The 11,830-nt window shown below is 52.8% G+C and carries 13 protein-coding genes and 1 pseudogene; 4 read left to right on the forward strand and 10 right to left on the reverse strand.

The genetic code is table 11. The features are described from left to right. Window positions 1-67: 67 nt before the first annotated feature. Together KHA84_RS00310 and KHA84_RS00315 are read right to left on the reverse strand one after the other, a co-directional pair. On the reverse strand, window positions 68-517 hold the full coding sequence (locus KHA84_RS00310; RefSeq protein WP_213421202.1) for an SMI1/KNR4 family protein: 450 nt from the start codon (window positions 515-517) through the stop codon (window positions 68-70). Continuing rightward, window positions 514-2,058: a T7SS effector LXG polymorphic toxin gene (locus tag KHA84_RS00315; RefSeq protein ID WP_213421204.1), complete on the reverse strand. Its 1,545-nt coding sequence runs from the start codon at window positions 2,056-2,058 to the stop codon at window positions 514-516. The genes KHA84_RS00310 and KHA84_RS00315 overlap by 4 nt, the downstream gene beginning before the upstream one ends. A gap of 437 nt (window positions 2,059-2,495) precedes the next feature. Between KHA84_RS00315 and KHA84_RS00320 the strand changes: the two genes are divergently transcribed. Both KHA84_RS00320 and KHA84_RS00325 read left to right on the forward strand, forming a co-directional pair. Beyond that, a complete protein-coding gene (locus KHA84_RS00320; RefSeq protein ID WP_213421206.1) occupies window positions 2,496-3,377 on the forward strand; it encodes a DMT family transporter in 882 nt (293 codons plus the stop codon). A gap of 18 nt (window positions 3,378-3,395) precedes the next feature. Beyond that, on the forward strand, window positions 3,396-4,061 hold the full coding sequence (locus KHA84_RS00325; RefSeq protein ID WP_213421208.1) for a CPBP family intramembrane glutamic endopeptidase: 666 nt from the start codon (window positions 3,396-3,398) through the stop codon (window positions 4,059-4,061). Between the two features lie 34 nt (window positions 4,062-4,095). Here KHA84_RS00325 and KHA84_RS00330 read toward each other — a convergent pair whose 3' ends face one another. Further along, the gene (locus KHA84_RS00330) at window positions 4,096-4,707 is read right to left on the reverse strand and encodes a Type 1 glutamine amidotransferase-like domain-containing protein (protein ID WP_213421210.1); all 612 of its coding nucleotides are present in this window, start codon (window positions 4,705-4,707) and stop codon (window positions 4,096-4,098) included. Between the two features lie 140 nt (window positions 4,708-4,847). After that, entirely contained in the window at window positions 4,848-5,522 is a 675-nt protein-coding gene (locus KHA84_RS00335) for a hypothetical protein (protein ID WP_213421212.1), read from the reverse strand. 464 nt (window positions 5,523-5,986) lie between these two features. Here KHA84_RS00335 and KHA84_RS00340 point away from each other — a divergent pair. Then, window positions 5,987-6,303: pseudogene (locus tag KHA84_RS00340) on the forward strand (YbjQ family protein). 226 nt (window positions 6,304-6,529) lie between these two features. Further along, window positions 6,530-7,165 carry an O-methyltransferase gene (locus KHA84_RS00345; protein WP_213421214.1) on the forward strand — a complete coding sequence of 212 codons (636 nt, stop codon included), beginning with the start codon at window positions 6,530-6,532 and terminating at the stop codon, window positions 7,163-7,165. Window positions 7,166-7,222: 57 nt separating this feature from the next. Here KHA84_RS00345 and ssuE read toward each other — a convergent pair whose 3' ends face one another. Genes ssuE through KHA84_RS00375 form a run of 6 tightly spaced genes read right to left on the reverse strand, consistent with a single transcriptional unit; the run spans window position 7,223 to window position 11,763 of the window. Further along, window positions 7,223-7,771: an NADPH-dependent FMN reductase gene (gene ssuE / locus KHA84_RS00350; protein WP_213421216.1), complete on the reverse strand. Its 549-nt coding sequence runs from the start codon at window positions 7,769-7,771 to the stop codon at window positions 7,223-7,225. Window positions 7,772-7,788: 17 nt separating this feature from the next. After that, entirely contained in the window at window positions 7,789-8,049 is a 261-nt protein-coding gene (locus tag KHA84_RS00355; protein WP_213421218.1) for a glutaredoxin family protein, read from the reverse strand. A 40-nt stretch (window positions 8,050-8,089) separates the two neighbouring features. Next, window positions 8,090-9,421 carry an LLM class flavin-dependent oxidoreductase gene (locus KHA84_RS00360; protein WP_213421220.1) on the reverse strand — a complete coding sequence of 444 codons (1,332 nt, stop codon included), beginning with the start codon at window positions 9,419-9,421 and terminating at the stop codon, window positions 8,090-8,092. 18 nt (window positions 9,422-9,439) lie between these two features. Then, window positions 9,440-10,231 carry a transporter substrate-binding domain-containing protein gene (locus tag KHA84_RS00365; protein WP_213421222.1) on the reverse strand — a complete coding sequence of 264 codons (792 nt, stop codon included), beginning with the start codon at window positions 10,229-10,231 and terminating at the stop codon, window positions 9,440-9,442. A gap of 22 nt (window positions 10,232-10,253) precedes the next feature. Then, window positions 10,254-10,925 (reverse strand): amino acid ABC transporter permease, encoded by a 672-nt coding sequence (locus tag KHA84_RS00370; RefSeq protein ID WP_213421224.1) that lies wholly within the window; start codon window positions 10,923-10,925, stop codon window positions 10,254-10,256. A 40-nt stretch (window positions 10,926-10,965) separates the two neighbouring features. After that, on the reverse strand, window positions 10,966-11,763 hold the full coding sequence (locus KHA84_RS00375; protein ID WP_213421226.1) for an amino acid ABC transporter ATP-binding protein: 798 nt from the start codon (window positions 11,761-11,763) through the stop codon (window positions 10,966-10,968). Window positions 11,764-11,830 lie beyond the last annotated feature (67 nt).

Consider the following 11,830-nt stretch of genomic DNA (forward strand, 5'->3'; position numbering starts at 1 on the left):
CCCAAGCCGGAGGTATCTTTTATAAAAGAAACTTGGGTACACTCAAAATAACATAAGCTTAGCAACCTCAAAAATCTTCTTCCCAAGCTTCTTTTGCATCCAATAATCTTTCTGACATGAACTCATAGAAGGTCTCTGCTATATCATAATCATCCGGGCCTCCTTGTCGATTCCATGCAATTACCGGACACTCATCGTGCTTCATTCTGCTTGTATCCAAACAATAAGCATATTCACCGATGTCCTCGATTACAACCAAAGCATTATTCATTCCTATTTCCCTATAACTCTTTGTTGCATTTACAACGGTAGCTATATTTGACTTAGCCACTCCTAATATAGCAACGCCGAACAAACCGCCAGATCCATAATTAGCTAAGAACCACTTATAACTCTTGGGCAATGGTATTTCCAAAGCCTCTTGAATATATTCAATCTGCTTATTATTTACTCCACCTGTAAAGTCGTCATCGTTCATATTTTTCTTAATAAAATCGATTAATTCCTCTTTATTCATTCAATATGTCCTCCTTCTTCATTTTTATCTATTTCTTTAGCTCTCCACCTCCAATATTTAGTCCTAAAATTTTCATATTGTTTTTTTAATACAGGATCATTCCTAAAACTCCCACCATTTTCCACTAAACCATGCAATATTCTATCATATTCTTTATGCATACTTTGGGGAAGTTCTACCATCGATCCAGGCTCCCTTTGAATTAAGTGATGAAGTTCTATTCTAGTTCCATCTTTCCAAATTGGAGGTCTTCCACTTTTCATTAATTGATAATTTGTCTTTCCAGTCTCTGGGTCAACTTTTTTGTAATCTATATCTAACCTTTGAAAAATCCGCCTGCTAATATCCTTTACTTCACCATTAACTTTTGTTTTCCCAATATACTCTACAGCTCTATAGTTTTTATACTCCAAACCTCTAGGCAAAGAAAGCCCTTTTCCATCTTCTGCAACATTACCCACTTTCTTGGCGTCTACTAATCCATCTGCAAACTTCGCAACTTTTACTACCCTTCCAACAGGTAAGAATGAACCCATTGCGAATAGCCTATCTCCTATAGTGACGTCTTGGCCAAAAATCGTTTTTACATCATTCAGAAGGAATTCATTTAATAGCCATTTCCCTGCATCCAATGCATCTTTCCCTGTTTCCTTGAAGAAATCCGCTACACTGTTCCCTACTTCTGAATTCTCCACTTGAGCAGAAGCCGTATGTGAAAGATTGGATGTATTCGATTCTCCAACAGTTGCTCCAAGAACTGGCGAAGCATTAATGCCAGCTATGCCCGCTAGCTGATAGGAATTTTTTCCGAATACCATGTTTGGATGATTGGATCCTGACATATTAGTAAGTCCATCAACAGATGCGTCGTGCGCAGTCAAGGAAAGTCGCAGCGGATGTCGGGCCGTGATTGCTTTCCAGGAGTCTGCTGGAAAATCGGCGCCTGTCAATCCCTCGGTCATCATACTCTCGACATCAATGATCCACTGCTCCATCTTCTTCAAATCCATGGAAACAAGAGATAAAGCCGCAGACTGGCTCTGGTCGAATTCCATTAGACCCTCGATTGCAGAGTCGTTCTGTCTCTCCGAGAATCTGACACCTTCCTGCACTTCACTGTCATCGAGATGAGGAAGAGATACAATATCTGCAACACTGTCCATGATGCTGTTCGTCTCGTCTGTAAGGGTTCCTGTAATCCTTCGAATCTCCTCTAACCCTGCCTGGACATCTCCTTCGAGAAATTCCTGCCTGATGTATCCCATCCGGTCGGGCTCGAATGAATTCAGTGCTTCTCCGATACGCCGGAGAGTATCAGCGAAACGGCTTTTAAAACTTATGAAGAAATTCAACAGCGGCAAATGACATTCCTGATAAAACGAGCGAATGGCATTGCCGCCTTCTCCCTTTAAAGCATCTTCCAGCAAGACAAGTTCTTCCACCGCCTGTTTAATTCCCTGTATCTCTTCTTCCAGGCGGTTCAGCTTCTCTATATTCCGATGTAGCCCCTCATGAAATTGCTGTACATCCAATACCTTCACTGATTCAACCTCCCGGGAACGGAAATCTCTATTGTCATTAATTCTCTCAGAAATTCCCTGTTTCTCTAATCGGACAAAAGTATGTATTCGATCTTGGGTAAATAGGAAAGCTGTTAACCTGGCTGGAACTAACTACCCACGAGTCTTGGAAATGACGGCCATGAAAATTAAAACAAGGGCAATCTTTGATTCGAACTCCTGTGGAGAACTTCTCTCCGCTCCTGTAAAACGGCTGTGGATATCCGGGTTATCCCCGGTTTCGACGTCGAAATCGGATTTTGGCTGTGGAATGTTGGGATAAGTCCGGGGATAGGGGATGCATCTGCTCTCATTCGACCGTGGATAAGTCCTGCCGTCGGATATTAAGGCAATTTGACCCTCTCGATTCTTCACCCACATGATATATTAAAAGAATGACATCAAGGGGAGGGTCGGCCATGAAACGGTATATCGGGGACATGTTGCTTCTCATCACCGCAATTGTCTGGGGAAGCGGCTTTGTCATGACGGCAATTGCACTCGAGCATCTGACAGCTTATGAGGTGATGGCCGGAAGGTTCCTCCTGGGCACGCTGATCATCACAGTCCTCTTCTACAAGAAGCTCCGGCTGATCTCGAAGTCCGTGCTATGGAAAGGCGCGGTGCTCGGGACAATCCTGTTTGTGGCTTTTGCGCTGCAGACTGTCGGGCTCGAATATACGACGCCTTCCAAGAACGCGTTCCTGACGGCGGTCAACGTCGTGATCGTGCCGGTGATCGCCTATCTCGTGTACCGGCGGCGGATCGACCGCCATGAGCTGATGGCTTCCGTCATAGCGCTCACCGGCATTGCGTTCCTGTCGCTGCAGGGTTCGTTCACCATCAATATCGGCGACCTGCTCACCCTGCTGTGCGCGGTCGGGTTCGCATTTGATATCTTCTATACGAATATGTTTGTTAAAAAAGAGGATGCTTTGGCGCTGACGATCGTCCAGTTCGCGACGGCGGCTCTGCTCAGCACGGTGGCTGTCCTTATCCAGGGAGGCTTCCCGGCAAGTCCGTCCAATGAAGCGATCTGGTCTGTCGTCTACCTCGCCGTCTTCTCGACGACGATCGCCTACGTCTGCCAGAACCTCGCGTTCCGCTACACGACACCGACAAAGGCGGCCGTGATTTTGTCACTGGAATCGTTTTTCGGCTCGGTGCTTGCCGTCCTGTTCATCAATGACGTCATGACCGGCCGGATGGTGTTCGGAGCAGCGCTGATCCTGGTCGCCGTGCTCGTGGCAGAAGTCAAGCCGGCTTTCCGGGTGAAAAATAGTGTCCGGACTGATCACTAATAGGAGGCGACCGCGACCATGGACAGCATCCGCTATGGAGAAAAAACCGACAGCTTCTACAGGACCCTTGGCATCTATTTCATTCTTTTCCTGGCCGTCTGGTCGTTCCGGGAAATCGTCCTTCCTCCGTATTTGAGCGGACTTCCGGAAAAAACGGAAGCGCTGACAAAAGTGGCACTCAAAATCGTGATTTGGATCGTTCCTGTCTGGCTGCTGATCCGGTACCGCCTGAAAAGCGACCCGGCAGACTTCCTGAAGCTCACCACCAATCTCCGGCAGGGGCTCCTTTGGGGCTTCGGCCTGTCCGCCCTGCTGGGAGTCTGGTTCACCTTCCAGGCGTATGTGTTGACCGGCGGAGGTTTTCATCTCAATGTCTCGTTCGATCGATTCCTGAACGTCTTTCTCCTAGTCGGCCTCACAGAGGAAATCGTCTTCCGTGGCCTGTTTCTCCAGGCATTGGCGAAACGGCTTCCCTTCTGGAAGGCGAATGTGGCCGCGGCGCTCCTGTTCCTGGTCATCCATTATCCGATTTGGCTGTACCAGGGCACCTTCTTTAATCCGGGCAGCCATGCGTACGTCCTGTTCGTCGGCCTGGTATTCGGGTGGATTTTCAGGAAAACCGGTTCGCTCTGGTCGGTCATCATCCTTCACTCGTTCCACAACTTCTTTTTGATCATCATGTAAAAAAGCTCAGGGGATACGCTGTCCCTGAGCTTTTTTATGTTTCCACCACCAGATAACCGTCGTCGTTCAATCTCGTGACGCTGCATGATTCAATCGTTTCAAACTCACGGATCCGCTCCCCGATCGTCCTCCCCGTTGCATCCCCGAATAGGTCCTCCCGGTCATAGTGAGGGAAAACCCGCTTGTCCGTCAGGCCCAGTGCCGAAAAGTCTTCGATACTCCGCGCATTCAGCTGCGGCGTGAAGTGATGGACGATCCTGATGTCCGGGCCGAGAAGGACCGCCCCGGCACTGACGCCCACGATGACCGCATCCTTCTGCGCAAGTTCCACCAGAACCCGGTCCGCCCCGCTTTTCCTCACCTGCTCCAGCAGATGAAACGGATTGCCGCCATTGATATAGATGACGTCTTTCTGTAAAAGATCGTTCGGTGATTCCGATTCGACATCCACCCAGTCCACCTTCCGGAAACCCATTTTCTCAAAATCACTTGCCGCTTTTTTCGCAAAGCGGTTCTGTTCTTTCTGGGGCGAGGCCGTCGTGATGATGGCGGCTTCCAGGGAGTGGGGGTCCGCATCAAGCAGATCCAAAAACCGCCTCTTGATCTCATCTGTATAGAAGCCATTTGACGTCAGCAGCAACTTCATCGGACTCCCCCTATCCTGTTTGTTTATTTGATAAAGCGCCAGAGAACGGACTCTTCCGTCTCCTGGCGCTCATTCATTACGTTCATGCAACAACCTTGGCAGCCCATCTACCCTTGATTCAGTATACCGGAATCAGCCCTTCACGATGCCGCCCGCCTGAACGGGACACGCGGCAGGCGTGCCCGGATCCCCCGGCGCGGGCTGATGGTGACGATATTCCCCGGTGCCACGAAATTGCGGATTGGTCCCTCATACACCGGCTCCAGCTGGCTCGACTGGGTGAAATGACGGGCCTGCGCCCGCCACGCCGGCTCGTCTGTAATTTTAACGCCCGCCGACGCCAGCATGGCCACGACGAACTGCGAGCAGAAGTACGCCCGCTTGCGGCAGATTTCCCGGTTCAGGATCACGCCGATCAGGCCGATGAAGTTGTACGTGTAGCGATCCCGTTCCCGCTCGATCTCCAGGATGCGTCCGCGGATCTGCCGGAGCTCGTCCTCCGTTACGCGGAACCGGAACACTGCACACTGTGCATCTTTTAAAAGCCCTTCTCCCGCCCGCTCTTTTACAAACCCGCCGGAGAACGGATTGCGCTGCTGCACGCGGCCGAAGCTGTACATCTCCCCGAGCCGCTCATCGAAGGCGATCGAGACGTGGTTCAGCGGGCAGCCCGTGTAGCGGCGGATAATCTTTGACAGCACCGTCCCCGTATCGGTCAGTACGATATAGATCTCCTGCACGATGGTGTTCCCCCTGTTTTCCGGCCCCGGCCCGCTTTGGTATGCCGGCCCGGCCTTGTCATTCGTTATCTTCATTGTGGACCGGACCCTCCTTTTCCAAAACGGCCTCCGGCGGGAATCCGTCTCAGTCTCCAGACCGACTCCGCCCCGGGACCGCCGATCCCGTTACTACACTATACGGGCGAACCGTGCCTCATGTTTCAGGCGAAAGCCCCAGGTTGGGGAATATTTTTTAGGGAGCATCCGTTGGGTGTTACCGAACGACCCGCGAGTGTTACGCGGAAAGCCGCCGCTCTGCTCAAATGTCTCGATACTCCTTGTGAATGTCCCGATACGCTATTCGAATGTCTCGATTCGGCAAGTGAATGTCTCAATACGCCGGACGAATGTCTCGATTATCCGACAGGCGCGCCCTCTCCTCCCACCATACGCTCCGGATGTGAAGTTTCCCCTCATGAATTCATGAAGATTTACTGAAGTTGAAACATTCACAGACGGAGAAGCGTACAACAGCTATCAAGAAAATGGAGGGATCCATCATGCTGGTGACGACAACGAATTCTTTGGAAGGCAAGAAGATCGAGACGTATCACGGGATTGTAGTCGGAGAGGCGATCATGGGGGCGAATATCGTCCGGGACATTTTCGCATCGGTGACCGATGTGATCGGCGGCCGCAGCTCGGCGTATGAAAACAAGCTGGCGGAAGGCAGGGAAATCGCACTCCGGGAGATGGAGGACCGGCAAAACGCCTCGGCGCGAATGCGGTGATTGGCGTCGACCTCGACTTTGAAACACTCCGCGAGGGCATGATGATGTGCATCGCGACGGGCACAGCTGTGACGTACAGGGACTGATGGCTCACAAACGAACATCCTTTACAAACACTCCCCTTTCAGGGCTGGTCTGCGCCGGGAAGGGGAGTGTTTGTGTTGGGCAAGCCTAGGCCGGCGCCGGTTACTTGGTCCCAGCGGCGGCCGCACGGAGCGGCATGGTTGGCCACAGATTGCCCCCTTGTCATACAATCATAGGGAAATGGTTGCCGGTGAACACAACGACCATGATGATTTAAAGGAGAGAGCCATGAAAAAGATCAACCAATACATCGAATCCGTATTTACGGCTCCCGATCCTCTGCTTGATGATGTTCTTGCCTCCATCGAGGAAAACGGCATGCGGCAGATTTCTGTACCGCCTGCTTCAGGAAAGCTGCTGACGATGCTTGCCTCGATTTCCGGTGCCAAACGTGTCCTAGAAATCGGCGCGCTCGGCGGCTACAGCGGCATCTGCCTCGCCAGGGGGATGGCGGAAGACGGCACGCTCACTTCGCTTGAGCTCGTCGACGATTATGCCCAGCTGGCTCACCGGAACCTCACCGAAGCCGGCTTCGGTGACCGGGTCACCTACATGACGGGACCCGCGCTCGACTGCCTGGAGCAACTGGCCGACCGAGACGAGACGTTCGACTTTTTCTTTATTGATGCCGACAAGGAAAACTACGAGAACTATCTGGAGGCCTGCATCCGGATCGCCGAAAACGGCGCGCTGATCGTCTGTGACAATGTTCTCGCGCGCGGCACCGTGGCGCATGAAACCGCAGAGCCAGCATGGCACACTGAGACGATGAAAACCTTTAACAAGATACTCGCGGACCACCCGAAACTGGAGTCCCTGCTGATTCCGATCGGGGATGGGCTTACGGTATCCATCGTAAAATAAACAATAAAAATCCCCCTCAGCAGGAATTCTATCCTGCTGAGAGGGATACTTTTTGGTTCAGCTATACACGCGGGCCGCCTGCTCCCGGCTGACTTTCCGGATGAAATAGTCCAGCTGTTTTTCCGTGCGCAAAAAGGCGTCTTCATCTATGATTGGCTGCTCCGCCAACTTATCCAGCTGGCTGTCCATATAATACAAGCCTTTCAGGTTCACACCTTTCAGTGTGGCAAGCAGCGGCTTTAATGCGTATTCCAGTGCGAGCAGATGGGACATGCTGCCGCCGGTCATGACCGGGAGCGCCGGCGTGTCTTCCAGGATATCCTGCGGCATGATGTCGATCAGTGCTTTCAGCACACCCGAATAAGACGCCTTATAGACCGGCGTGCCGACGATGACGCCTTTTGCCTGCCCGATCTGTTCAGCGATGCGGATTACGTCCGGGCTCTTGAAGTTGCCGAACATCAGGTCTTCCGCCGGCACGTCCTTGACTGAAATATGCGTGACGGAGAACCCTCGCTGTTCCAGGCGCCCGCCGAGATAACGGAGGACCTTTTCCGAACGGGAATTTGCCGAAGGGCTTCCCGACAAAATGACGATCTCGCTCATTCCAATCCCTTCTTTCTTCACAGCCTTCCGAGTGCACTCTCGAGGTGCTCGACGCCCACTTCTGTGACCGCTTCATACCGGTTGTCCCGACCGATTTCGATGACGGGCACATGGCGCACGCCGTATTTCGTTTCCAGAATGTCCCGGCGGTCGTCATGCTCCGTGACATCGACCGTGCGGTAGTCATAACCGTTCTTCTCGAGGTATTCCTTTACTTCACCGCAGTAGCTGCAGCCTTGCTTGGACCAGACGACAATGGACAGATCTTCTTTTGACACGATGCATCTTCCTTTCTTATAAGTGCGATGTATGCCTTTTTTAGTGAACTTCTGACGGCTTTGCCTGATGCCGGTTTTCCTTGAATGGCAGGCCGAGCGCGTCACGCAAGGTTCCGCCGCCCGCCGCGCGGTTGTAGTATCCCTTTTCTTCGAGGATCGGGAGGACGTGATGGATGAATTCATCGTACTGGCCGTCCAGCACCTGGAGGTTCAGCATGAACCCGTCCGCCGCCTCTTCGTCGATCCACTGGATCATGCGGTCAGCGACCTGTTCGTACGAGCCGAAGAACGGATCTTTCGGAGTGGCAACACGCATCGCCACTTCGCGGAGCGTCAGGTTTTCTTCCTTCGCAGTCCGCTTGATCTCATCGGTCGTGGACCGGAAGGCGTTTTTGCCGACGTCTCCGATATCCGGGAACGGCTCATCCAGCGGGAACCCGCTGAAGTCGAAGTGGTCAAAGTACCGGCTGAGGAACGTCAGTGCTTCCTCGACAGAAAGAAGGTTCTTGATTTCCTCATACTTCCGCTCAGCCGCTTCTTCGGTCGGGCCGATGATCGGAGACAGTGACGGGAAGATCAGGAGGTCTTCCGCACGTCGCCCTTTTTCAACAGCCGCCTGTTTGAGTTCCCGGTATTGCGCCTTCGCCTTTTCGATCGGTCCGCTGACCGTGAAGATCGCTTCCCCGTATTTTGCGGCGAAGTTCCGGCCGGTCTTCGAGGCGCCGGCCTGGAAGATGACCGGCTGGCCCTGTTCGGAGCGCTGGATGTTGAGCGGGCCCTGCGCCTTGAAGAACTTGCCTTTATGGTTGAGCCTGTGCATCTTGGAGAAATCAGAGAATTGACCGGTTTCGCGATCCCGGACGAAGGCATCGTCTTCCCACGAGTCCCACAGCCCCTGGACGACGTCGACATACTCGGCAGCCATCTCATATCGGAGGGAATGCTCCGGGTGATTTCCCCGGTTGAAGTTTTCCGCGCTGCCCTCGAGCGGGGACGTCACGACATTCCAGCCGGCGCGGCCGCCGCTGAGCTTGTCGAGTGACGCGAACTGTCGGGCGATGTTGAACGGCTCGCTGTATGTCGTCGAGACCGTGCCTACAAGGCCGATTTTCGATGTGACCATGGCCAGTGCGGACAGAAGCGTGAGCGGCTCAAAACGGTTCTGGAAATGCGGGATCGATTTCTCATCGATATAAAGTCCGTCCGCGATGAACGCGAATGCAAAACCGGCATCTTCCGCTTTCTTGGTGATATTCACGTAATGATTGAGGTTGATGCTGCCGTCAGCGGGCACGTCCGGTGCTTTCCAGGAATTCATATGGGCGCCCGGTCCATAAAGCAACACGCCGAGGTTGATCTGTTTGTTCGTCAAGTCTGATTCCCTTCTTCCTCAGTTCTTGTTATCTTCAAGCAGGTCCATGCCGTACCATTTCTCCGACAGCTCGGAGATCGTTCCGTCCTCGCGGAGTTTCTCAAGCGCCCCGTTGACTTCTTCGATCATCTTGTCGCCTTCTTCGGTTTTCTTGAACGGCAGCGCCACCGGCTGGTCGCCGAACGGTTCGCCTACGACACGGAGCGGGAGGCCTTTATCATTGATCTGCGCCATGAGGATTTCCCTGCCGTGGACAAAAGCATCAAGTTTTCCGCTGCCGACATCACTATAGATGACATCAGCGGATTCGTATGTAACAAAATCAAACTCTTCGTCCGGATAAGCCGCCGTCAGGACGTTTGGATAGTTGGTTCCCATGGCTACAGCAATCTGCCCTTTCTTCAGTTCATCAAACGAGATGTCTTCCCGGTCCTTGCCGGTTGCCAGGACGGCTTTGGAATTGTAATACGGATCGGAGAAGTTGTACTTCTCGCCCCGCTCAGGCGTGGCCGCAAAGTTAGCGACCGTGTCGATCTTGCCGGTTTCCATGCTCGCGAGCACGCCGGTCCAGTCTGTCAATTCCCACTGCACTTCGTAGCCCAGTTCCTCATAGATCCCTTCGATGACATCGACGCTGAAGCCTTTGAGTTCGCCGTCTTCCTTGAAGTACTGCGGATACCCGTCAGGTGTCGCGCCGACCTTGACGACCTTTTGATCGGAGTCTCCGCTTTCGCTTGCCTCGCCGCTTCCGCATGCCGCAAGAAGGGCAGCGATCGCCAGCAGGACCAGTGTCAATTTAAGTGTTCTCATTGGATGTTATCCTCCTTTAGTTTCAGACCCGGTACGGTTTGCCGATCCGGTGTTCATACCATTGCTGGAGCCAGTTGTACAAAATCGTCAGTGCCCAGTAGATAAGGCCGACGGCGAGGTAAGCTTCGAAGAATCTCAGGTTCGCCGTCGCCATCAGTTTCCCTTGCGCCAGCAGTTCCGTGACGCCGATCGTAAACGCAAGCGACGAGTTTTTGATCAGGCCGATGAAAATATTACCTGTTGCCGGTATTGCATTTCGCACAGCCTGGGGAATGACGATTCCCCTCATGGCCTGCGCATACGTCATGCCGACCGACACTGCGGCCTCCGCCTGCCCCTTATCGACCGATTGCAGTCCAGCACGGAAGATTTCGGCGAGATAGGCAGAGGTGTTCAGGCTGAATGCAATGATTGCGGCCGTCGCGGCGGTCATTTCATTCATCACAGGGAACAGCTGCGGCAATCCGAAGTAGATCAGCAGCAGCTGGACAAGTGCAGGCGTCCCCCGGAAAAAGGAGATGTACACTTTGGCAACCTGGAGAATCCCAGGTGTTTTATTCACAAGAATCAATGCGAGGACCACGCCGATGATAACCGCGATAACCATGGACACTATCGCCAGGTAAAGGGTCATCGGCAAATACTTAAGCAGTTCCGGGATGATTGCAATCATGTAACCGAGGTCGAAATCCATGTACACACACCGCCAACCATTAAATTAACGTACTGGGACATCAGGGTGCCTCCGGGCTGCCGGATGGTTCGGTTGCCTGCACGGCAGCCTCCCGGCGGGCAGCCGAGTTTCTGTAGCTTTGCAGGAATTTCTTCGTCCGCTCGTTTTTCGGACGGTCAAAAATGTCTTCTGGCGCGCCTTCCTCGACCACGAACCCATCCGCCATGAACACGACTCGGTCCGCGATTTCTCGGGCGAATTCCATTTCGTGGGTGACGATCACCATCGTTTTCCGCTCTTCTGCAATGCGGGCAATGACCCGGAGCACTTCTCCCACCCATTCGGGGTCAAGTGAGCTGGTCGGTTCATCGAACAGGATGGCATACGGGCTGACTGCAAGCGCACGGGCAATCCCGACTCGCTGCTGCTGGCCGCCGGACAGGGCGACCGGGTAGTTGTCCTCTTTATCCGACAGCCCCACTTCCTTCAGCAAAGCACGGCTCTTTTCGAACGCATCGCTCTTTTTCATCTTTTTGGAGACGATCAGCGCATGCGCCACATTTTCAAGGGCGGTCTTGTTCTTGAACAAGTTATAGTGCTGGAACACCATGGATGTCTGCAGCCGGAGTCGGTTGATATCCGAGCGCTTGGCCGTGGACGCATCAACCGTCTGATCGCCGATCTGGATCAGACCGGAATCCGGACGCTCGAGAAAGTTCAGGCAGCGGAGCATTGTAGACTTGCCGGATCCCGATGGCCCGATAATGACCACCACTTCCCCATCATTCACTTCAAAATTTATGCCTTTCAGCACTTCTGTGCGGTTAAAGCTTTTTTTCAGATCCGTGACCTTGATCATTTGGCACCTCCCTACCACAATTAACCCTATAAGGTTAGTAGGTTTAACTGGAGTTAGTATAGTGTGA

Origin of the sequence: Bhargavaea massiliensis (assembly GCF_018390575.1) — a bacterium.
Lineage (GTDB): Bacteria > Bacillota > Bacilli > Bacillales_A > Planococcaceae > Bhargavaea > Bhargavaea massiliensis.

Bases quoted from the DNA above. Each gene is read 5' to 3' on its own strand.
- KHA84_RS00310 (WP_213421202.1), bottom strand. From the start codon at position 517: ATGAATAAAGAGGAATTAATCGATTTTATTAAGAAAAATATGAACGAT.
- KHA84_RS00320 (WP_213421206.1), top strand. From the start codon at position 2,496: ATGAAACGGTATATCGGGGACATGTTGCTTCTCATCACCGCAATTGTC.
- KHA84_RS00325 (WP_213421208.1), top strand. From the start codon at position 3,396: ATGGACAGCATCCGCTATGGAGAAAAAACCGACAGCTTCTACAGGACC.
- KHA84_RS00330 (WP_213421210.1), bottom strand. From the start codon at position 4,707: ATGAAGTTGCTGCTGACGTCAAATGGCTTCTATACAGATGAGATCAAG.
- KHA84_RS00335 (WP_213421212.1), bottom strand. From the start codon at position 5,522: ATGAAGATAACGAATGACAAGGCCGGGCCGGCATACCAAAGCGGGCCG.
- KHA84_RS00345 (WP_213421214.1), top strand. From the start codon at position 6,530: ATGAAAAAGATCAACCAATACATCGAATCCGTATTTACGGCTCCCGAT.
- ssuE (WP_213421216.1), bottom strand. From the start codon at position 7,771: ATGAGCGAGATCGTCATTTTGTCGGGAAGCCCTTCGGCAAATTCCCGT.
- KHA84_RS00365 (WP_213421222.1), bottom strand. From the start codon at position 10,231: ATGAGAACACTTAAATTGACACTGGTCCTGCTGGCGATCGCTGCCCTT.
- KHA84_RS00370 (WP_213421224.1), bottom strand. From the start codon at position 10,925: ATGGATTTCGACCTCGGTTACATGATTGCAATCATCCCGGAACTGCTT.
- KHA84_RS00375 (WP_213421226.1), bottom strand. From the start codon at position 11,763: ATGATCAAGGTCACGGATCTGAAAAAAAGCTTTAACCGCACAGAAGTG.